16 protein-coding genes are annotated in these 22,585 nt (G+C 39.1%); 10 read left to right on the top strand and 6 right to left on the bottom strand.

Going from position 1 to position 22,585, the window contains the following annotated elements:
* Nucleotides 1–191: 191 nt before the first annotated feature.
* Nucleotides 192–2,801, top strand: coding sequence for an aminopeptidase N (pepN, locus tag BMW42_RS03225; RefSeq protein WP_092766387.1), 2,610 nt, complete (start codon nucleotides 192–194; stop codon nucleotides 2,799–2,801).
* 52 nt (nucleotides 2,802–2,853) lie between these two features.
* Here pepN and putA read toward each other — a convergent pair whose 3' ends face one another.
* Nucleotides 2,854–6,603, bottom strand: a complete 3,750-nt coding sequence (putA, locus tag BMW42_RS03220; protein WP_092766386.1) for a trifunctional transcriptional regulator/proline dehydrogenase/L-glutamate gamma-semialdehyde dehydrogenase — start codon at nucleotides 6,601–6,603, stop codon at nucleotides 2,854–2,856.
* A 125-nt stretch (nucleotides 6,604–6,728) separates the two neighbouring features.
* Between putA and BMW42_RS03215 the strand changes: the two genes are divergently transcribed.
* Nucleotides 6,729–7,220 (top strand): Lrp/AsnC ligand binding domain-containing protein, encoded by a 492-nt coding sequence (locus BMW42_RS03215; protein ID WP_035263751.1) that lies wholly within the window; start codon nucleotides 6,729–6,731, stop codon nucleotides 7,218–7,220.
* Between the two features lie 45 nt (nucleotides 7,221–7,265).
* On the opposite strand, the gene putP is transcribed toward BMW42_RS03215, so the two are convergent.
* Complete coding sequence (putP, locus tag BMW42_RS03210; RefSeq protein WP_092766385.1) at nucleotides 7,266–8,780, bottom strand: sodium/proline symporter PutP; 1,515 nt, start codon at nucleotides 8,778–8,780, stop codon at nucleotides 7,266–7,268.
* A gap of 368 nt (nucleotides 8,781–9,148) precedes the next feature.
* On the opposite strand from putP, the gene BMW42_RS03205 reads away from it, so the two are divergent.
* Both BMW42_RS03205 and BMW42_RS03200 read left to right on the top strand, forming a co-directional pair.
* Nucleotides 9,149–10,606, top strand: a complete 1,458-nt coding sequence (locus tag BMW42_RS03205; RefSeq protein WP_092766384.1) for an aspartate ammonia-lyase — start codon at nucleotides 9,149–9,151, stop codon at nucleotides 10,604–10,606.
* A 168-nt stretch (nucleotides 10,607–10,774) separates the two neighbouring features.
* On the top strand, nucleotides 10,775–11,662 hold the full coding sequence (locus tag BMW42_RS03200) for a DUF4349 domain-containing protein (protein ID WP_092766383.1): 888 nt from the start codon (nucleotides 10,775–10,777) through the stop codon (nucleotides 11,660–11,662).
* A gap of 9 nt (nucleotides 11,663–11,671) precedes the next feature.
* Here the strand turns inward: BMW42_RS03200 and BMW42_RS03195 are convergent, their stop codons facing one another.
* From BMW42_RS03195 to BMW42_RS03185, 3 genes are all read right to left on the bottom strand, one after another.
* Entirely contained in the window at nucleotides 11,672–12,394 is a 723-nt protein-coding gene (locus tag BMW42_RS03195; RefSeq protein WP_092766382.1) for an SIR2 family NAD-dependent protein deacylase, read from the bottom strand.
* A 75-nt stretch (nucleotides 12,395–12,469) separates the two neighbouring features.
* Complete coding sequence (locus BMW42_RS03190) at nucleotides 12,470–13,378, bottom strand: alpha/beta fold hydrolase (RefSeq protein WP_092766381.1); 909 nt, start codon at nucleotides 13,376–13,378, stop codon at nucleotides 12,470–12,472.
* An 11-nt stretch (nucleotides 13,379–13,389) separates the two neighbouring features.
* Complete coding sequence (locus BMW42_RS03185) at nucleotides 13,390–13,932, bottom strand: PadR family transcriptional regulator (RefSeq protein WP_092766380.1); 543 nt, start codon at nucleotides 13,930–13,932, stop codon at nucleotides 13,390–13,392.
* Nucleotides 13,933–14,070: 138 nt separating this feature from the next.
* Between BMW42_RS03185 and BMW42_RS03180 the strand changes: the two genes are divergently transcribed.
* From BMW42_RS03180 to BMW42_RS03170, 3 genes are all read left to right on the top strand, one after another.
* Complete coding sequence (locus BMW42_RS03180; protein ID WP_092766379.1) at nucleotides 14,071–16,095, top strand: NADPH-dependent 2,4-dienoyl-CoA reductase; 2,025 nt, start codon at nucleotides 14,071–14,073, stop codon at nucleotides 16,093–16,095.
* A gap of 146 nt (nucleotides 16,096–16,241) precedes the next feature.
* Nucleotides 16,242–16,649, top strand: coding sequence for a nuclear transport factor 2 family protein (locus tag BMW42_RS03175; protein ID WP_092766378.1), 408 nt, complete (start codon nucleotides 16,242–16,244; stop codon nucleotides 16,647–16,649).
* 51 nt (nucleotides 16,650–16,700) lie between these two features.
* Complete coding sequence (locus BMW42_RS03170) at nucleotides 16,701–17,801, top strand: YheT family hydrolase (RefSeq protein ID WP_092766377.1); 1,101 nt, start codon at nucleotides 16,701–16,703, stop codon at nucleotides 17,799–17,801.
* 97 nt (nucleotides 17,802–17,898) lie between these two features.
* On the opposite strand, the gene BMW42_RS03165 is transcribed toward BMW42_RS03170, so the two are convergent.
* Nucleotides 17,899–18,297, bottom strand: coding sequence for a hypothetical protein (locus tag BMW42_RS03165; protein ID WP_092766376.1), 399 nt, complete (start codon nucleotides 18,295–18,297; stop codon nucleotides 17,899–17,901).
* A 227-nt stretch (nucleotides 18,298–18,524) separates the two neighbouring features.
* On the opposite strand from BMW42_RS03165, the gene BMW42_RS03160 reads away from it, so the two are divergent.
* From BMW42_RS03160 to eno, 3 genes are read left to right on the top strand one after another with little or no spacing between them, the layout of a single operon-like run.
* Nucleotides 18,525–20,165, top strand: coding sequence for a CTP synthase (locus BMW42_RS03160; protein WP_035263731.1), 1,641 nt, complete (start codon nucleotides 18,525–18,527; stop codon nucleotides 20,163–20,165).
* A 32-nt stretch (nucleotides 20,166–20,197) separates the two neighbouring features.
* Nucleotides 20,198–21,055, top strand: coding sequence for a 3-deoxy-8-phosphooctulonate synthase (gene kdsA, locus BMW42_RS03155; protein ID WP_035263729.1), 858 nt, complete (start codon nucleotides 20,198–20,200; stop codon nucleotides 21,053–21,055).
* A gap of 46 nt (nucleotides 21,056–21,101) precedes the next feature.
* The gene (eno, locus tag BMW42_RS03150; RefSeq protein ID WP_092766375.1) at nucleotides 21,102–22,391 is read left to right on the top strand and encodes a phosphopyruvate hydratase; all 1,290 of its coding nucleotides are present in this window, start codon (nucleotides 21,102–21,104) and stop codon (nucleotides 22,389–22,391) included.
* Nucleotides 22,392–22,585: the final 194 nt, after the last annotated feature.

The raw sequence follows: 22,585 nt of genomic DNA, 5'->3' as shown, positions 1-22,585 counted from the left end.
AGACAAGATAATTGAAGTGGGTGATAAAGAAACAAACTGTTGTTAATACAAATAAATTAAATTGAAAAAAACATGAATAGACCCATATTAAATAGAGCGTCAAACACAGACAATTCGTCAATTTTGACCTATGATCAATTGACTTCACATAAAAGCATAATCGCTGTAAAGAACAGCTTATAGGACGAGTTATGAATATCGCGGCAAATCCAGTGATCGAAGCAGATCAAACGATTTTTTTGAAAGATTATCAGAAGCCAGCATTTGTCGTGGATTCGATTGATTTAAATATTCAAGTCTATGACGATCATACGATGGTGACAGGCACACTAAAAATGCAACGTCAGACTGAAGGTGATTTGGTTTTGCTTGGTCGTGAGCTTGAGTTGAAGTCAATTACACTGAATGGTCAAGAGTTAGATTCTTCGCAATATCATCTAGATGATGAACAGTTAGTGATTAAAGATGCACCTGATGATGCATGCATCGTTACAGTCGTTGAAATTCATCCTGAATCAAACACACAACTTGAAGGTTTATACCAAGCAGCATCTGATCTGTTTGTTACACAGAACGAACCAGAAGGCTTTCGTAAAATTACGTTCTATCCAGACCGTCCAGATGTGCTGTCTGTTTTCACAACACGTGTCGAAGCGGATAAGAAATTTCCAGTCCTACTGGCGAATGGTAATTTAATTGAAGCGGGTGAAGTAGGCGAAGGACGTCATTATACCATTTGGCAAGATCCAACCAAGAAACCAGCCTATCTCTTTGCATGTGTCATTGGAGACTTAGCGGTTTTAAAAGATCGTTACGTCACTTCTGAAGGTCGTGATGTAGCTCTAGAAATTTATGCTGAAGAAAAAGATATTCCTAAGTGTCATATTGCCATGGAAGCACTTAAACATTCTATGCGTTGGGATGAAGAACACTATGGATTACCTTATGATTTAGACAATTATATGATTGTCGCGACCAGTGCATTCAATATGGGTGCAATGGAAAACAAAGGGCTTAATATTTTTAACACATCATGTGTTTTAGCTGATGAAGAATACACGACTGATGCTGCGATTATGCGTGTTCAATCTGTTATCGCTCATGAATATTTCCATAACTGGACGGGTAATCGTATTACTTGCCGAGACTGGTTCCAACTTTGTCTGAAAGAAGGTTTAACCGTTTTCCGTGATCAATCTTTTTCTGAGGATTTGCAGTCTGCTGCTGTTCAACGAATTGATGATGTAGCAGTACTTAAAGCGCACCAATTCCCTGAGGATTCAGGCCCATTGTCTCATCCTCCACGTCCAGATCATTTCGTAGAAATTAATAACTTCTATACAGCGACTGTGTATGAAAAAGGTGCAGAAATTAACCGAATGATGGCGACTTTATTAGGTAAAGAAAAATTCCGTAAAGGAACGGATGAGTATTTCCGTCGCCATGATGGTCAAGCTGTGACTGTGGAAGATTGGGTTGCTGCATTATCAGCAGGTTCTGGTGTGGATTTATCAGGATTTTTAACTTGGTATAACCAACCGGGTACACCTAAGCTTGAAGCCAAAGGTGAGTATGATGCTGAGCAGAAAACTTATCGTTTAAACTTTAAGCAAAGTTTAAAACCACATCCAAAATATCCAAACTTAAAAGCGGTTCCAATTCCTGTCGCTTTGGCTTTGTTTGATGAACACACTGGTGAGCAACTTCAACTTGAATGCTCAGCTTTAGTTGAAGATCAAGTCAAAGATGGTGTTTACTTATTCACGAATGATGAAGCAACGATCGAGTTTAAAAACGTGGCGAAGGTGCCTGTAATTTCACTATTACGAAATTTCTCTGCACCCGTGAATTTAGAGTTTAATTATACTGATGAACAGCTTGCGTTCTTATTACAGTACGAAACCAATGGCTTTAATCAGTGGCAAGCGACGCAAACATTGCTTGAGCGCATCTTATTAAATGACCAACCTGCTGACATATATATTGAAGCGATGTTAAAAACGCTACCTAGAGTAATTCAGCAAGATCCGCTGTTAGCTTCACGTTTATTTGATGTTCCGAGTGAAGGTTATTTGGGTAGTCGTATTGACCACGATTATCAACCGACAGCGATCTATGAAAAGCGTAATGCTCTATTAGATACTTTGTCTCGCCGTTTAGGTGATTTTGCTAAAGAAACTTATTTATCATTAGATCCAGCAACACAGTCAGATTTTTCCCAAGCTATGGGTACACGTGCTTTAAAGAACATCATGCTTTCTTTTATTGCGCGTCAAGGAGATGAAGCTGCATTTGACTTAGCTGAGCAACAGTATCGTCAAACACGTAATATGTCTGAACGTTTAGGTGCTTTAAAAGTGTTGGTGTGGAATGATGCACCGCAAGCTGCTGAAATTTTAGAAGATTTCTATGCGCGTTTTAAAGATGAGGCTCTATCAATGGATCAGTGGTTTATGATCCAAGCAGCTCATCCGAAAGCGACAGCAGAGACGATTCAAAAACTGACATCACATGCTGATTACGATCTTAAAGTACCTAATCGAATCCGTGCTGTAACTGGTGGTTTAAATTCAAACCCTGTGAATACTTGGAGTTTTGGGGTAGATCACATTATTCAGTTGGCTCAATATTTGGACGAAAAGAATCCGATTGTAGGCTCACGTTTGTTACAACTTTTGTCACGTTGGTACACGTTAGCCCAACCTCAACAAGCCGAAGTCAAAGCGAAACTCGAAGCATTGAAACCTATCGTGAAATCTAAAAATGTATCTGAAACTTTAAATAGTATGCTTGCTGTTTAAATCACAAATAAAAAACCAGTGCAATGCACTGGTTTTTTTTGACTCAACAGAATCAAGCTTGCATGGTCATTAGACTTGCATTACCACCTGCAGCTGCGGTATTAATACTAATTGCACGTTCAATAAAGAAGCGTTCTAAAGGAATGTCATAATTACCAGGCTCTAGATGTGTAATTCCGATGATCGCACCTTGTCGCTGAGCCACTTTATCTTGCAATTTTAACAGTTGATTTTTGGTGCCATGATGTAGAATTGCATCAAAACTACCTGTCTCAATATCAGCAATGATGGCGATACGTTGAGCGACTTCTTTAGGCATAGACTGTAAGTATTTTAAAACAAACGTATTCTCACCTAGAACAGTTGGCTGAGAGCCAACCGCGAGAATGGCATGAAGTTGATGAATCTGATCTATTTCTTGATCTGCCAAGCTTAAAACACGATGTCTCGGTAACACAACATATTGATTATTTTCACCTGTTGGTCCTTGTAATTCATAGCTATATCCGACACAACTTGGTTGCAACACCTTCATTTGATAATGAGGGAATGACTTATTGACCCAATCTTTATATTGATTCAATACGTTTTGATGTTCAGTCAATTCAACGCCTTTGCTCGTTGCATAAGGTTGTTCAATTTTTTTATGTGTACATTCATGCATTAACCGATAAATATACATCGGTCCACCAGCTTTGGGACCTGTACCAGATAAACCTTCTCCACCGAAGGGTTGTACACCGACAACAGCACCTACAATGTTGCGGTTAATATAGAGATTTCCAACTTCTGCTTTTGAAATTACGGTTTGTATGGTTTCATCGATACGCGTGTGTAAGCCCATAGTCAAACCATAGCCTTTGGCATTGATTTGATCAATAAGTCGATCAAGTTCGCCATATTTATACGTAATGACATGCAGTACTGGACCAAAAACTTCACGTTCAAGATCATCTAAATGTGGTAACTCAATTAAAGTCGGTTTAACAAATGTCCCTTGCTTGAGATGAGAGTCATCTTCATCCCACATGAGTTGTTGAACGTGATAACCCAGAGATTTCATTTTATTAATATGTTGATCAATGGTTTGTTTTGCTTCTCGATCAATTACAGGTCCAATATCAGTTTTCAATAAACTTGGAATGCCGACACGCAATTGCTCCATTGCACCTTTGAGCATTTTGATCACGGTATGTGCATTATCTTCTTGAACACATAAAATTCGCAGTGCTGAACAACGCTGACCTGCACTATCAAATGCTGAGCTGACAACATCTAATACCACCTGTTCAGTCAGGGCAGAAGAATCTACGATCATGGCATTTTGACCGCCAGTTTCTGCAATGAGAGGTATTGATTGACCAAATTGATTCAGTCGTTTTGCAACGGTTTTCTGCAAAATTTTCGCAACCTCAGTTGACCCTGTAAACATAATACCTTGAATACGATGATCACTACTGAGTTGTGAACCCACTGTTTCACCACGTCCTGGCAAGAGCTGTAAGACAGATTGTGGTACGCCAGATTCCCAAAGGATCTGAACTGCAATTGAGGCAATTAAAGGAGTTTGCTCCGCTGGTTTGGCGATTACAGTATTCCCTGTTACAAGTGCCGCCGCGATTTGACCTGTAAAAATTGCCAATGGGAAGTTCCAAGGACTAATACACAGTACTGTACCTAAGGGTTGAATAACGGCTTTGTGTTCTAGATCTTTCACTTGTGCTGCGTAGTAGCGTAAGAAATCTACTGCTTCGCGTACTTCAGCAATCGCATTGGCAAATGTTTTACCGCTTTCACGACTGAGCAGAACCATTAGCTCTTCAAGTCGAGACTCCATCACATTGGATGCTGTAATTAAATATTCTGCACGTTGATCTTTTTCTAAATTTTGCCAATCCTGCTGTGCTTCAGTCGCATTAACTAACGCCATTTCCACTTGCATGGCATGAGTCTCCGTCACTTCACCGACAATATCTTGATGGTTCGCAGGATTGAGAATTGCCATTGACTTTGTATCGTGTACGGATTCATCTAATCTCAGACCCATTGGGGTGGCTTTAATTTGAACTTTAGACCATTGTTGATAAGTATGATTCAAATGTTCAAGGTCTTGGTCATTTGCAAGATCAATTCCAAGAGAGTTAGGGCGATGATCAGCATATAAATGTTTCGGATATGGAATAGCAGGGTGCTTTAATCCAACTTTGCCTTCGATTCGACTTGTGACATCAATGGTTTGATGTGGATTTTCAATCAAGTCATCAATTTTGAGTGTTTTATCAGCAATACGATTTACAAAAGACGTGTTTGCCCCATTTTCAAGCAATCGTCTAACCAAATAAGCCAAAAGGGTTTCGTGATTTCCGACAGGTGCATAAATTCGGCAAGGTACGCCTAGTTTATCATCTGCTTTAGAACCGACGACTTGTTCATAAAGTGGTTCACCCATGCCATGTAAACATTGGAATTCGTATTGTCCCTTATAATATTGTTCAGGATTTGCCAAATGATAAATAGTGGCTAAGGTTTGTGCATTATGTGTTGCGAATTGTGGATAAATAAAGTCTGGTTCGGCTAAAAGTTTGCGAGCACATGCAATATAAGATAAATCTGTGTGCACTTTTCGAGTAAAGACAGGATAATCGGTCATGCCTTCAACTTGTGCTTTCTTAATTTCACTGTCCCAATAGGCGCCTTTGACCAAACGAATCATTAAACGTTTTTGACTACGCTTAGCTAAATCAATGATGTAATCGACCACGTAAAAACATCTTTTTTGATAAGCTTGAATCACAAATCCAATGCCTTTCCAGCCATTCAATTTTGGTTCGAAACATAAGCGTTCAAGAAGTTCCAATGAAATTTCCAGCCGATCAGTTTCTTCAGCATCGATATTTAGACCAATATCATATTGTTTCGCTAGAACCGCTAAATTAAAGACTTTGTGATAAAGCTCATCGTGTACACGGTCAATTTGCGAGCGTTGATAACGTGAATGAAGCGCCGAAAGTTTGATTGAGATCCCAGGGCCTTCGTAAACATCTTTGTCAGACGATGCCTTACCAATCGCATGAATCGCATTTGTATAATCTTGATAATAGCGCTCCGCATCATGATCTGTAAGTGCTGCTTCACCTAACATATCATATGAGTAACGAAAGCCTTGTTCTTCTAATCGTTCGGCATTATTTAACGCCTCATCAATGGTTTCACCTGTAACAAACTGTTCACCCATCATACGCATAGCAACATCAACGGCTTTGCGAATAATGCCACGGCCACTTCGTGCCAAGATGCCTGTGAGTAGACCAGATAAACTATTTGCTTTAGGTGTTTCCATTAATTTACCGGTCAACATTAAGCCCCATGCTGCCGCGTTTACAAACATTAGGCTGCTTTGACCTAAATGATCTTTCCAATTGCCTTGGTTGATTTTGTCTTTGATCAATAAGTCACGTGTTGCTTTATCAGGGATACGTAAGAGCGCTTCAGCTAAACACATGAGCGCAATACCTTCTTGTGAAGATAATGAAAATTCTTGTAATAAACCCTGTACAATGCCTGCTTTGCCCGCTGACCCTTTACGTTCACGTAATGAATGCGCTAAATTGAAGGCTAATTGATAAATTTTGTCTGAAATTTCTTGATCAATCTCGGTCTCTTCGAGAAGTGTTTCGACACATTCAGACTCATCACGGCGCCATGCACGATTTATTTCTAATTCTAGATCTGATTTATCTTTAAATTCAGTAATGTCTTGAATGTCTAATGGGCGAGAAAGGGGTGAGCTAAGTTGTTCCATGAGATATACGCCAGCGTCCTGTGACAATGAAATAGATTTATCTTTAAGGTTTATTTAATTTATGATTACAGAAAATATGGTGCATAACTCACTATAATTGGAGTTAAATTTAGAGAATAATTCGCATGCAGACTCAAATGATGACCTTGGATCGTACAGATTTAAAAATTTTAGATATCTTGCAAAAAGATGGGCGTCTATCAAATATAAAACTTGCTGAAATGGTCAATCTTTCTCCCACAGCAGCGCTTGCTCGAGTACAAAAATTAACCAAAGATGGATATATTACAGGTTATGAAGCCAAGTTAAACCCAGATCTGCTGAATCGAAGTTTTGTGGTATTTGTCGAAATTTTATTAGATAAAACAACTCCAAATGTATTAGAAGAATTTTCTGATGCAGTCAGAAGTTACCCTGAGATTGTTGAATGTCACATGATCAGCGGAGGGTTTGATTTTGTGGTTAAAATCCGTTGCGCCAACATGGAAGAGTTTCGCAAGATTTCTGGACAGGTTTTATGGCAACTGCCAGGCATCAAAGAAACCCGTAGCTATCCAGTGATGGAAGTTATTAAGGAATCGTCGCAAGTGCAACTTAAGCAAACATTTAAAAAGTAAATGTATAAGAAAGGGGCTATAAGCCCCTTAATTTTTTATTTCTCATTACCTTCCATTTTTGATTTCTTGCATTTCAATTTCATATTTCTGTTGAGCTTCATCAAAACGGTCAGTCACATCTTGCGCTGGCGGGCGGCCTAATAAACTCATCACCATAATACTCATCCAAGATAAAATAAACCCAGGAATGATTTCATAGACGCCTGTATCAGCCATGGTGTTTTTCCATACAATGACGGTAACAGCACCAACAATCATACCTGCCAATGCGCCATTGATGGTCATTCGCTTCCAGAAGAGAGAAAGGATAATCAGTGGTCCAAATGCTGCACCAAAGCCAGCCCACGCATAAGCAACTAAACCGAGTACCTTGCTGCCCGGATTCATTGCAAGGAAGATCGCCATAATCGCAACGATTAATACCATCAAACGACCTACCCAAACCAGCTCGGTTTGTGATGCAGATTTACGAATAAATGCTTTGTATAAGTCTTCTGTAAGCGTGGTAGAGCATACCAATAGCTGGCAACTGAGGGTACTCATCACTGCTGCAAGAATCGCGGCGAGAATCACTCCTGCAACCCATGGATTAAATAAAATTTTAGTTAATTCCATAAAAACAGTTTCAGGATTTGCATTGACTGCAGCACCGAGTTGAGGAAACGTATCAAAGTAAGCGATTCCGAAATAACCGACAGCGACTGCACCACCAAGACATAGAATCATCCATGTCATTCCAATTCGACGTGCTGCTGGAATAGACTTCACGGAATCTGCTGCCATAAAGCGCACAAGAATATGTGGTTGACCAAAGTAGCCAAGTCCCCATGCCATTGAAGATAAAATTGCTACAGTGTTGAGATCTGAAAGTAAATTATTCGCTAATGGGCGTGCGGATTCCACAAGGACACTAACTTGCTGAGCATTTTCACCAATGGCTAAATAGGTCATTACTGGAGCAAGTAAAAGCGCAAAGATCATCAAGCCTGCTTGGAATGTATCTGTCCAACTGATGGCTAAGAAACCGCCAATACAGACATAACTAATCGTTGCCACTGCTCCAATCCATAGGGCTGTGTTGTAATCCCAACCAAATAGGCTTTCAAATAAACGTGCACCTGCGACCATGCCAGAGGCACAATAAATTGCAAAGAAAATCAAAATTACAAAAGCTGAGATGATACGAAGAACTTTTTTCCGATCACCAAAGCGGCTGGTGAAATAGTCGGGGAGAGTCAATGCGTTATGTTGTATTTCGGTATGAACACGTAGACGACCCGCGACCAACAGCCAGTTCAACCAAGCACCGATAATTAAACCAATGGCAATCCAAGCTTCGGATAAACCTGAGAGATAAATTGCACCAGGTAGGCCCATGAGTAACCAGCCACTCATATCTGATGCACCTGCGGATAATGCAGTGACGACACTGCCTAAACTCCGACCACCTAAAATATAATCATCAAAATTATTCGTGGCTTTGTAGGCATAAAGCCCAATGCCAAGCATCGCCACAATATAAAAAATAAATGTGATTAGCGTAGGATTTAATTGGCTCATTGCTATGCCATCCTTTGTCTGTCCTAAATGACCATCTTTCCGAGATGAATTTTTAATCGAATTATTCGAGGAGCTGATTCAAGCACGTTTTGAAAATTACGCTCTGTTACATTTGAGTGAGATTTATAGTTGTTTAGTGAAACTGAATGTAATTTTGGTTACAAAGACTATTTTTTCAAAAAAGTTTACTTTGAGGTTTAAAACAATTCTATAAATGATTATTTTTAACATAAAGTTACATTTGTCACTTAAACAGCGAAGTTGTAATTTTTTATTGCATAAAGAAGTATTAAATCAATAGTGAAAATAAGCATGAAGCCTATCATCGATATTGCACGATAATGGTGCATTATTGTTGAGTAATAAAAGTGTCTACGGTTCAATTTGATAAAACAAGAATAGAGCATGATCTGCTCGGTGAAAAAGCGGTTCCTTTCGATCGTTACTATGGGATTCATACCCTGCGTGCGATGGAGAATTTTCAGATTTCGCATCAACAAATAGGTGAAAACATACATTTTATTCGTGCATTGGCACAGGTAAAAAAAGCATCAGCACAGACAAATTTAAAATTTTCCAAATTGAGTCAAGATGTCAGCCAAGCGATTCAATGGGCTTGTGATCAACTGATTGAGCAGCCTGAAAGTTGGAAATCATCATTTCCAATTGATATTTATCAGGGTGGGGCTGGAACTTCTATTAATATGAATAGTAATGAAGTGGTGGCTAACCTTGCACTCGAGCATCTCGGCTTGCCTAAAGGTCAATATGATGTAATTCATCCAAACGACCATGTGAATAAATCGCAATCGACCAATGATGTTTATCCAACTGCATTGAGACTAGCAACATATTACAGTTTAGAAGATTTATTGTCTCAAGTTCGCTCATTAATCGCTGCTATTGAGATCAAAGCATCTGAATTTCAACACGTAATTAAAATGGGGCGAACTCAACTCCAAGATGCTGTACCCATGACACTCGGACAAGAGTTTCGTGCATTTGCGACGCTATTAAAAGAAGACTATCGCCTCATCCAAAAGATGCGTCATTTACTGCTAGAAATAAATTTGGGTGCGACTGCGATTGGAACGGGTGTGAACACACCTCATGGATATGCACTAGAAGTGGTTCAAACGCTTTCTCAAATTACTGGATTGAAATTACAAGGTGCTGAAGACTATGTTGAAGCCACCAGTGATTGTGGCGTATTTATTATTCTATCAAGTACTTTAAAGCGTTTAGCCATCAAGCTCTCAAAAATTTGTAATGACCTGCGCTTATTAAGTTCAGGGCCTCGTACGGGATTAGCTGAAATTAGATTACCTGAATTACAAGCCGGCTCATCCATTATGCCTGCGAAAATCAATCCAGTTATTCCTGAAGTAGTGAACCAAATTGCTTTTAAAGTCATTGGTAATGATTTGACAGTGACCATGGCAGCTGAAGCGGGGCAATTACAATTAAATGTCATGGAACCTGTAATTGCACTGACCATGAATGAATCAACCAATTTATTAATTCAAGCAATGCAAACACTAGAAAACAAATGTATCCAAGGTATTACTGCAAATGAACAGACTTGTTACGATGCAGTGATGCGAAGTGTTGGCATCGTCACATTATTAGATCCGATTCTAGGCCATGCCAAATGTGATGAAATTGGGAAGGTTTGTCTTGCAGAAAATAAAACCATTCAGCAAGTTGTCATTGAGCAGAATCTTTTGACGCAAGAGCAGTTAAATCAAATTTTCTCTTTTGAAAATTTAGTGTCTGAGATCGCGGGTCATGTTGTCGATGATATGAACATGGACAAAGTAAGCTAATAGAGTAGATAGAATCTGAAAATCAATTGAATATGAATTGATGGCATATTTCATTCAATGAGGTATGCCATTTTCATTGAAACTTTTAAGTATAATTTCTTAATTGAATGTTTATAATAATTAAAATTATGAGCTATCAATACAAACATTATAATTTAGAGAGAATGAATGAAAAGAATAGCAATAAGCACGCTGCTGTGTTCGATGTTGCTGGCATCCTGTTCAAAAAAAATAGAGGAACATTCTGCTGAAGCAGTTCAAGAAAATACTGCTGATACTCAAGTCGATATGCAAGAAGCGGCTGAACCAAATACTTTGCCCGTCCAGGAGCAAAAACCTGAGGTCATATTAAATCAAGAGGTTAATCCAGTTGAACTGACTCGTCGTATGGTTCGAGAGGCGCAAGTGAACTTTACCGTTAAGGATGTGGTGAAAAGCAGTTTAGAGATCGAAAAAATAACCCTTGAAGCAGGCGGATTTATTGAAAGAAAAGATATTGATTTCAATGTGGTTGATCTTAAACGTCAGAATATTTCAGAAGGTAAAGTAAAAGTATTTGAAAAAGTTGAACCTATATCTTTTATGGTGCTACGTGTACCGAGTGAGCGTGCCCCACATGTTGTTAATCAACTTTTACCTTTAATGTTTTTTTTGAATCAGCAACGCTATAGTGCACAACGTTTTGAATTGAAGCTTCTTCAAGAAAAAATGAATCAAGCACAGACTATTTCAAGTCAAGCACGACCAGCTCATTTGAATGAAATCACACGGCTCACTCAACTCGAAGTTCAAGACCGTGTTAAATTCAGTACGATCAGTTTACAACTGAATCAACCAACACTGGTCCGAGAAAGGGTTGATATTGATATTGATGCAGTGGCGCGATTAAATGGTGATCACTTTATTCAGCGTGCTTGGAATAGTATCAAATATGGCTGGCAATTTGTGCTCGATCTTTTGGTGTTTTTATTAATGATTTGGCCTTTGTATTTGATTGTCTTAATTGGCTTCTTGTTATATAGATGGTTAAAACCTTATTTTGATAAACTCAAATAAGCCCATGCCTCAATTTGGCTGAACTGAAGAAAGAAGTTTAGCCAAATCTTGCATTCCTTCGGTTGCTGATTTTGAGATACATGTATAGTTTTGTGGCACACGGCCGAGATCGGCTTTAGGGTCGATATAATACGCATCACAACTTGGTGAAATACTGTGTACTAAGCCTGCAACAGGATAAACAGCTAAGCTCGTTCCAATCACAACAAAGATTTCAGCTTGCCGGCAAATCACTTCTGCTTCTTCAAAAGCGGGAACGGATTCACCAAACCATACGACATGTGGACGAAGCGGATATCCAGCGTCACAGAAGTCACGAGAAATATCCAGTTCAGTGCCTTCAATTGTGTAAAATTTGTCTGTGAATTGAGCATCTGGCCCCGAGGTTTTGGCGAGTCTTATATTTCCATGAAGATGCAGTACTTTTTTGCTTCCAGCGCGTTCATGTAAGTCATCAATATTCTGCGTGATCACATGGACATCAAAATGTTGCTCAAGTGCTGCAATCGCAAGATGTGCTGCATTAGGTTCAGATGCTAAAATTTTTTTTCGCCGTTCATTGTAAAAGCGCTGTACTAAAACAGGATTGTTACGCCAAGCTTCAGGCGTTGCGACGTCCTCTATGCGATGGTTTTCCCAAAGTCCATCGCTATCTCGAAATGTATTGATACCACTTTCGGCACTCATACCAGCACCCGAAAAAATCACAAGCTTTGTTTTAGACTGATTCATCCAATCTCCATCCTATTGATTTTGTGCCCACGTATGACGTCAGGATCAACTTAATATTCAAATATTCATTAGAGCTTATATAGTTTGATTCAGAAATTTTGAGATTTCTTGTGCGAATTTAATGGGTTCATTGATTAAAGGCGTATGCCCTGAGCGCTCAAACAGTACGATACGATGATTTTTAACCGATTCAGCAATGAGCTTTTGCCCTTGCGCTGGATAGAGTGCGGATTTAGCGCCGATAAAAAAAGTTACTGGACATTCTAACTTTGAGATCGATGCTCTGTAATCTTCTTTATGGTTTAGATAATTGTCAATGTACCAACGCATATAGTCGAGACGTTGCATAGGGAGGATTAACTTTTGAATTTTCGGTTGATTGAGTGTTGTTTTAAAAATTTTAGCGCTCAATTGATGATTATCTTGTAAAGATAAAAATTTAACCCAAAGCTCGACTAATTCGCGGCTTAAGTGAGTAGGTAATTCACTCAGGTTTTGATAATTTTCATGTTGATGTAAAAAAGAAGAAAGTTCGATGAGTAGCTTTTTGAACTCTGGATAGCGATCGCCCAATAGCCCGAAACTCCAAGTTTCATCAGAAAGTATTTTAGGGGTTTGATCAATATGCAAGTATGCTTGGATTTGATCAGCAAATTGACCATATTGCATACCATGCATGGCAGTAGTTGCCCCCATAGAATAAGCAATCACTTTATATTGTTGTCTAGGGCGTTGACTGATCAATGCCTGAATATCGTTCCAGTGACTTGAAATAGCATCAGTATCTGGAATTTTACAATGCTTAGACCCACCAAAACCGCGCCAGTCAGGAATAATGAATTTATATTTCTTTAAATTAAATGCAAAAAAAGGAATCCATTGCCAACTTTGCATTCCTAAACCAGATAGCACCAAAACAGGTTCACCTTGACCTATTTCACGAACATATAATTTTTCGTCATCTTGCATGGTATAAAATGGCATAGATATATCCTTTATTTTGTATTCATTATTTTCAATTGTGGAATTACACGTTCTAACCAACTGATCCAACCTTGCTCTAATTCAATGCCTAATTGAAGAATCATTTTATGAATATAGAGTGTACGATCATCATTATTTTTATTGGCAAAATCTTTGTCGTAAATCGCTTGGTATATTTTTAACTTATTTTTATGAATTTCTAAATGAGACTCCAATTCTGTCAGCACATTATTACCACCTAGTTGTGCTTCAGCTCTTAAACGCACCATCAATTCTTCTCTGAGTTGGGCAGGCTCACTATGCTGTACCATCCAATTGGCAAGTTCAGTTCGACCTAGAGCATCAACTTTATATTTTTTCTTTCTCGAGTTGGGATCACCTTCATCAATAGTCGAAATCCAACCTTTTTTTTGCATAGCATTGAGTTCACGATAGATTTGTTGATGAGTTGCATTCCAAAAGAATCCCATAGAACGGTCAAAGCGACGCGCAAGTTCAATACCTGTACTTGGTTTTTCGATGAGACTGGTCAACAAAACATGTGCTAAAGACATAAATCATATATCGTAAAATGTTGAATCAACTTTATTATGCAACATGTTGCATAAAATGCAAAATTAGAATATATATTTATGCAACAAGTTGCATGAAGCACACAATAATAGCAAGCAAACGCGAGCCATGAGGTCAGAATGTCAAATTATCCAAACTTACTTGCACCACTAGATTTAGGTTTTACCACTTTAAAAAATCGTGTATTGATGGGTTCAATGCACGTAGGTTTAGAAGAGGTTGAAGGTGGCTATGAACGTATGGCCGCATTTTATGCTGAGCGTGCTCAAGGACAGGTCGGTCTTATCGTGACGGGGGGAATTTCACCCAACGATGCTGGTGTGACTTTTGCTGGAGGGTCAAAATTAGACTCGATTGCTGAAGCTGAGAAACATAAAATCATTACACAAGCGGTGCATGATGCTGGTGGTAAGATTGCAATGCAGATTTTGCATACTGGTCGATATTCATATCAGCCTGAAAATGTTGCACCATCAGCAATTCAGGCACCAATTAATCCAGTTAAACCTCATGCTTTAAGCTCAGCTGAAGTTCATCAAACCATTGATGATTTTGCCAACTGTGCAAAGCTGGCTCAATATGCAGGTTATGATGGTGTTGAGATTATGGGGTCTGAAGGTTACCTCATCAATGAGTTTATCGCAGCACGTACCAATCACCGTGATGACGAATGGGGTGGGAGTTATGAAAACCGTATTCGTTTGCCGATTGAAATCGTGAAACGTACCCGCGCAGAGGTGGGTGAAAACTTTATTATCATTTATAGACTTTCGATGCTCGACTTGGTTGAGGGCGGTTCAACGCTTGAGGAGGTCATCCATCTTGCAAAAGAAATTGAGAAAGCCGGCGCGACTATCATTAATACAGGTATTGGTTGGCATGAAGCGCGTATACCCACGATTGCAACGAAAGTACCTCGAGCAGCATTTACATGGGTGACAGAAAAGCTAAAAGGTGAAGTCAATATTCCATTGATTACCTCAAATCGTATCAATACCCCTGAAATGGCTGAACACGTGTTAGCTTCAGGTCATGCAGATATGATTTCTATGGCTCGCCCAATGCTTGCAGATGCAGAATTTGTACTAAAAGCTGAACAGGGTAGAAGTGACGAAATCAACACGTGTATTGGCTGTAACCAAGCGTGTTTGGATCATATTTTTTCACTCAGAATTGCGTCATGCTTGGTTAATCCACGTGCATGCCATGAAACTGAACTCATTTTTAAAGAAACCCATACGCCTAAAAAAATTGCTGTCATTGGTGCAGGTCCTGCAGGATTGAGTTTTGCTACTTATGCAGCTGACCGTGGTCATCAGGTCACCATTTTTGAAGCAGCCGATCAAATTGGGGGGCAATTTAATATTGCAAAAACGATTCCAGGAAAGGAGGAGTTTTATGAGACATTGCGTTACTTTAAGCGAAAAATTGAGTTGCAGCCTTTAATTCAATTAAAACTTAACCATACTGCAACTTTTGAAGAGCTCAATACAGATCAGTTTGATGAAATTGTCGTCGCTACAGGTGTGACACCTCGACATTTAGATATTGAAGGAATTGATCATCCAAAAGTGCTGTCTTATATCGAAGTTTTAAGAGAGAAAAAACCAGTCGGACAGCGTGTTGCGATTATTGGTGCTGGTGGTATTGGTTTTGATACTGCTGAGTATCTAACCCATGAGGGGGAAAGTGGAAGCTTGAATCCTCAAAAATTTTATGATGAATGGGGAATTGATACATCATATTCTAATGTAGGAGGTTTAAAACCTGCTCAAGTTGAACAGCCATCACGTGAAATCTACTTATTACAACGTAAAGCGACTTCAGTTGGTGCAGGCTTGGGTAAAACGACGGGTTGGATTCATCGTACTGGATTAAAAAATCGCGATGTAAAAATGGTTCCAGGTGCAACGTATAACAAGATTGATGACCAAGGTTTACATATCACAATCAACGAACAAACTACCGTCTTAGACGTGGATCATGTGGTGATTTGTGCAGGTCAAGAATCATATACGGCTATGTTTGATCAACTTGAACAGGCAGGTAAAAAAGTTCATTTAATTGGTGGGGCGAAAGAAGCGGGTGAGCTGGATGCAAAACGTGCGATTCGTCAAGGCGCTGAATTGGCTGCCAAGATTTAAGCCATAAAATTTCTCTCTTGTATTCTAGATGAAAGTGCAAGAAGAGGATTTGGAGAGGGTACTTAATTAAATGAGACCTCTCCTTGACGCAGTATTCTCCCTTTTCTTCTAAAAGGTTGGACTGATACAACAAAAAGGACATAAAAATGACACTCGAAACCACACAAAAATCTATTCAACGTTGGCACCACATGCTTGAAACGCGTGATTTAAGTCTATTGAATGAGCTTTTGTCTGAAGAAGTCGTATTTAAATCACCCGTCGCATTTAAGCCTTATCCAGGCAAACAAGTTGTTACTTTTATTTTGACCAATGTGATTGAGATCTTTGAAAATTTTCGTTATCACCGTGAGTTCTATACAGCAGATGGGTTCAGTGTTGTGCTTGAATTTTCCGCAAATGTGGGTGAAAAAACATTAAAAGGTATTGATATGATCCAGTTTAATGAGCAAGGTCAAATTATTGACTTTGAGGTGATGATTCGGCCTAAAAGTGGTTTAGAAGCTTTGGCGTTGCAAATGGGCCAACGTATGGCTCAATTTCTACCAAAATAAATTAGGCATGTTTTTGGCTTATGAATTGGAGTAAGTAAATTCGGAGTCTGTATGAATCTTAATCAGCGTTTCAAGTGGGTGCAGGAATTCACTCAAACCCAATTTGATTATTTTACTGGTGCAGCTATACCTTCAATCTATTTTAATCCGCAAGGTGAGTTAGCGTATGTGATTTCAAACTTGAAACGTTTGCATTATAAATATAGACCAACGCCGTGGCTCTCGAATACGCATGCTCACTTGGTGTATTTTGATAAAATTCGAAAGAAAACCGTAAAATTAGAATATGACTTCATTGAACAGTTAATAATGTCTGATGGGGGAACAACGGGTATTGCTTGGTATGGTATGCATCTGCCTGCGGAAACACCTACTATTTTAGTGCTGCATACCATTACTGGAAGCCCAGCCAGTATGAGAGAATTGGTCAGAGACTTACATCAAGTCACAGGTTGGCGTATCGCATTGTGTTTAAGACGAGGGCATGCAGGTCTACCACTTTCAGTTCCTAAAATTAATCTTTTTGGAAACACGCAAGATCTAAGAGAGCAGATTGAACATATTCAACAGCGCTTGCCATATTCTAAATTGTATGCAGTTGGGTCTTCAGCAGGAACTGGCTTATTGGTTCGATATTTAGGTGAGGAAGAAAGCTCCACACCAATTCAAGCGGCTTTCGCACTTTGCCCTGGATACAATACGGAAACTGGTTTTTCAAATGTTCATCCTTTTTATAGCCGTTTGATGGCAAAAAAGTTAAATTCACATTTTTTAAAACCGTATAAGCAACATTGGCGAAATTTAGAAAGTTTAAAGCAACTGAGTGTTGCTAAAGATTTATTTGATTTTGAAAAAACATATTATCAGTTTGCTGGATTTGAAAATTATGACGCATATTGTAAAGCGACAAATCCCATCTATGTCTTTGAGAAGATTAGAGTGCCGTTGATGATTTTAAATTCGGAAGACGATCCAGTATGCCATATCCGCAATTTAGAGCCTTATAAAGAAGTGATTCAACATATGCCGAACATGGCAGTAGTGACCACAAAAAAAGGAAGCCATTGCTGTTTCTATGAAGGTAATAAAAATCCAGAATCTTGGGCACACAAATTAATTGCAGAATTTTTTTTAGAATTAGAGAAAGCCTGACAATTTTTGTTGTTTATAAATGAATAACAATTTGAATTTCATTCATGTTGACATAAAAAAACCGAGTCTTGTCACTCGGTTTTTTTAAATTTGAAAATTAGTTTTCTAAAGCAGGGGTAGCAGCAGCAATAGCAGCGGCAACAGCATCATCTTCAGATTGAGAACCACCTGTTGATGCACTTGGAGAAGGTGTAGGGCGTTCTACATTTTCAACAGCTGGTGCTGGCGCAGGATTCGTTTGTGCAGGCGCATCACGGTATTCACGACGAATAGTCGCTGACGTATTGTTTGTCTCCTGATGCTCAATTTCAACTTGAGTTGGTGGCTCAGGTTCGATTTCAGGTTCAGAAATCTCTATGTTCTCAATTTGTTCTGCCTGTTCAGTTGTTTCAACAGTTTGTTCCTGTTCTTCTTCCTTAGGCGCTTCTTTTTTTACACATGCAGTAACGAGGAGTACAGATAAGATTGCACCACCGATTAAAAATTTTTTATTCATAGTTGCTCAAAACAAACTAGCTAGATCGACTGACGTAGTATAACAGCAAATTAACAGATGAAAATCACTGAAAGTGTGCGTGAATCTTTATTGGAAATGATGATAGAATAACCAATTGTTTATTGTTCTTTGAATTGATGCGGATTGACTTTGCTTTATAGGTACAGAGTAAAGTAAAATTGCGCAACATTGCAGGCCGATTTAGGCTCGATTGTACGAGAAACCCAATGACCCATTTTATTTTCGTTACTGGTGGTGTTGTTTCATCACTAGGTAAAGGTATTTCAGCTGCTTCAGTTGCTGCACTTTTAGAAGCCCGTGGATTAAAAGTAACCATGGTGAAAATGGATCCATATATTAATGTCGATCCAGGGACGATGAGCCCGTTCCAACATGGTGAAGTTTTTGTCACAGAGGATGGTGCGGAAACTGACTTAGACTTGGGTTATTACGAACGTTTCTTGCGTCGTGCGAAAATGACCAAGCTTAATAACTTTACATCTGGTCGCGTGTACCAAGACGTTTTAAATAAAGAGCGTCGCGGTGATTACCTTGGTGGAACAGTTCAAGTTATTCCACACATTACAGACAATATTAAAGAACGTGTTCTTCGCGCTGGTGAAGGCTATGACGTTGCTATTGTTGAGATTGGCGGTACAGTAGGTGACATTGAATCTCTCCCATTCATGGAATCTGTTCGTCAGTTAATGGTTGAACTTGGTCACAAACGCACAATGCTGATGCATTTAACGTTGTTGCCATATATCAAGTCAGCTGCAGAGTTGAAAACAAAACCAACTCAGCACTCAGTGAAAGAATTACTCTCAATCGGTATTCAACCAGATATTTTGATCTGTCGTACTGAACACGATGTTGATGCTGATACAAAGCGTAAAATTGCGTTGTTCACGAACGTAGAAGCTCGTGCAGTTGTGGTGTGTAAAGATGCACGCACAATTTACGAAATTCCACGTACGTTCTATGAACAAGACGTTGATGATTTAATTTGCGAGCGTTTTGGTTATAACGATTTACCAGAAGCCGATCTTTCAGATTGGGATAATGTCGTAGAAGCACTATTAAATCCTGAGTACACTGTTCGTGTTGCGATGGTGGGTAAATATGTTGAACTTCCAGATGCTTATAAATCTGTAAACGAAGCACTCTTACATGCAGGTATCCAAAACCGCGTTAAAGTTCAAATTGATTATGTCAATGCCGAAGAACTAGAAAGCCAAGATGTAGCGGAAGTGTTGAAAGATGCTGACGCAATCTTAGTTCCTGGTGGTTTTGGCGAGCGCGGTACTGAAGGTAAGATGCAAGCGATTAAATTCGCACGTGAGAATGGAATTCCATTCCTTGGTATTTGCTTGGGTATGCAACTTGCGGTCATTGAATACGCACGTAATGTTGCTGGTATCGTAGATGCAACTTCAACTGAATTTAACCGTTCAACTAAATCGCCTTTAATTGGTTTGATTACGGAATGGTTAGACGAACGTGGTGAAGTACAACAACGTTCTGTAGATTCTGATCTTGGTGGAACAATGCGTCTTGGCGCTCAAAAATCAGAATTGGTTGAAGGCACTAAAACTGCAGAAGTGTATGGTTCAGTAGAAATTATTGAACGTCATCGCCATCGTTATGAAATGAATAATCGTTATATTCCTACTTTAGAAGAAAAAGGTATGAAAATTTCTGGTTATTCACCAATCCAACGTTTAGTTGAAACTGTTGAAATTCCTCAACATCCTTGGTTTATTGCTGTACAATTCCACCCGGAATTTACAAGTTCTCCACGTGATGGTCATCCATTATTTGCTGGTTTTATTGATGCTGCTAAAAAACAGTATCAAAAATCGAAATAATGAATGTCTTAGGACATAACTAGGAAGTTTAAATGTCACAATTAAAAGCACAAGAAATTGTACGTTTAGGCGATATACAAATGGCAAATCATTTGCCATTTGTATTATTCGGCGGAATGAATGTACTTGAATCAAAAGATTTAGCTTTTGAAATTGCAGAAACTTATGTTGATATTTGCAAACGTTTGGATATTCCATATGTTTTCAAAGCAAGCTTTGATAAAGCAAATCGTTCGAGCTTAAATTCTTTCCGCGGACCTGGTCTTGAAAAAGGAATTGAGTGGTTAGCTGACATTAAAAAACATTTTAATGTACCCATCATTACAGATGTTCATGAACCATATCAAGCAGCACCTGTGGCTGAAGTGGCTGACATCATTCAATTACCTGCTTTCCTCAGCCGTCAAACAGATCTTGTTGAGGCAATGGCAAAAACTCAAGCCATTATCAATATCAAAAAAGCGCAATTCTTAGCACCGCATGAAATGCGTCATATCTTGCATAAGTGTTTGGAAGCAGGGAATGACAAGCTGATTTTATGTGAGCGTGGCTCAGCATTTGGTTACAACAACTTAGTTGTCGATATGCTTGGTTTCGACATCATGAAAGAAATGAATGTGCCGGTCTTCTTTGATGTGACACATGCACTTCAAACCCCGGGTGGTCGTGCAGATTCAGCAGGTGGTCGTCGCGCACAAATTACGACATTAGCGCGTGCGGGTATGGCGACAGGTCTAGCAGGTCTTTTTCTGGAAGGACATCCTGATCCAGAAAAAGCAAAATGTGATGGACCTTGCGCTCTTCGAATGTCTCAACTTGAGCCATTCTTAGCTCAGCTTAAAGAATTGGATACCTTGGTTAAAGGTTTCAAAAAATTAGATACACACTGATGCAGCGTTAGACGCATCGTTTTATTAATCAACTGAGGAATTGTTCATGAGCCAAATCGTTGACATTCGTGCACGTGAAATTTTGGACTCTCGTGGTAACCCAACCATCGAAGCAGACGTTATCTTAGCATCTGGCGTAGTTGGCCGTGCATGTGCACCATCTGGTGCTTCAACTGGTTCTCGTGAAGCTTTAGAACTTCGTGATGGCGATAAAGCACGTTACTTAGGTAAAGGTGTTAAAACAGCTGTGAACAACGTAAACACGTTAATCCGTGACGCGTTAGTGGGTAAATCAGTATTCGAACAAAAAGACATCGATAATACGATGATCGCTTTAGACGGAACTGAAAACAAAGAAAAATTAGGTGCGAACGCAACTTTGGCAGTGTCTTTGGCTGCTGCGCGTGCTGCTGCTGACGAAAAGAAAACTCCTCTTTTCCAATACATCGCAGACCTTCGTAACAACAGCATTTTAACAATGCCTGTTCCAATGATGAACATCTTAAACGGTGGTTCACATGCGGACAACAACGTTGATATCCAAGAGTTCATGATTGAGCCAGTTGGCTTCACTTCATTCTCTGAAGCACTTCGCGCAGGCGCAGAAATCTTCCATTCTTTAAAATCAGTTTTAAAGAAACAAGGTTTAAATACTGCTGTTGGTGATGAAGGTGGTTTCGCGCCGAACTTACGTTCAAACGAAGAAGCAATTACAGTTATTCTTGAAGCAATTGAAAAAACTGGCTACAAAGCAGGTTCTGACATTATGCTTGCGCTTGACTGTGCATCTTCAGAATTCTACAAAGATGGTCAGTACATCCTTGCTGGTGAAGGCAATAAAGCATTCACAAACAACCAATTCTCTGACTACCTTGCAGGTCTTGTAAACCAATATCCAATTATCTCTATTGAAGATGGTTTAGATGAATCTGATTGGGAAGGTTGGTCTTACCTAACTTCGATTCTTGGCGACAAGATTCAATTGGTTGGTGATGATTTGTTTGTTACAAATCCTAAAATCCTTCAACGTGGTATCAACGAAAAAGTTGGTAACTCTATCCTGATTAAGTATAACCAAATCGGTACGTTGACTGAGACTTTAGATGCGATCTATCTTGCTAAAGCAAATGGTTACTCTACAGTGATTTCTCACCGTTCTGGCGAAACTGAAGATTCTACAATTGCGGATCTTGCAGTAGGTACTGGTGCTGGTCAAATCAAAACTGGCTCACTTTGCCGTTCTGACCGTGTAGCGAAATACAACCAATTGCTTCGTATCGAAGAATTGACGAATGCTATTTACCGCGGTAAAGCTGAGTTTAAAGGTTTAAATTAATCGTTTAGATTATTTTGAATTTCAAAAAACCACTCTGTAAAGAGTGGTTTTTTTTTGTTATTAAGCTATGAAATAAAAAGTGTAAATATAATGACTCTAGAATATTCAATAACTTTTGATATTTAACAGTACATATTTTTAAAAGAAATCAATCAATGTGAATTTGTTTAACATTTGCATATTTAACACAGTTA

The sequence above is a fragment of the Acinetobacter sp. DSM 11652 genome, from assembly GCF_900109815.1.
GTDB lineage: Bacteria > Pseudomonadota > Gammaproteobacteria > Pseudomonadales > Moraxellaceae > Acinetobacter.
Note: the sequence above shows the minus strand (reverse complement) of the source record. Positions and strands in the feature narration are given on the sequence as shown.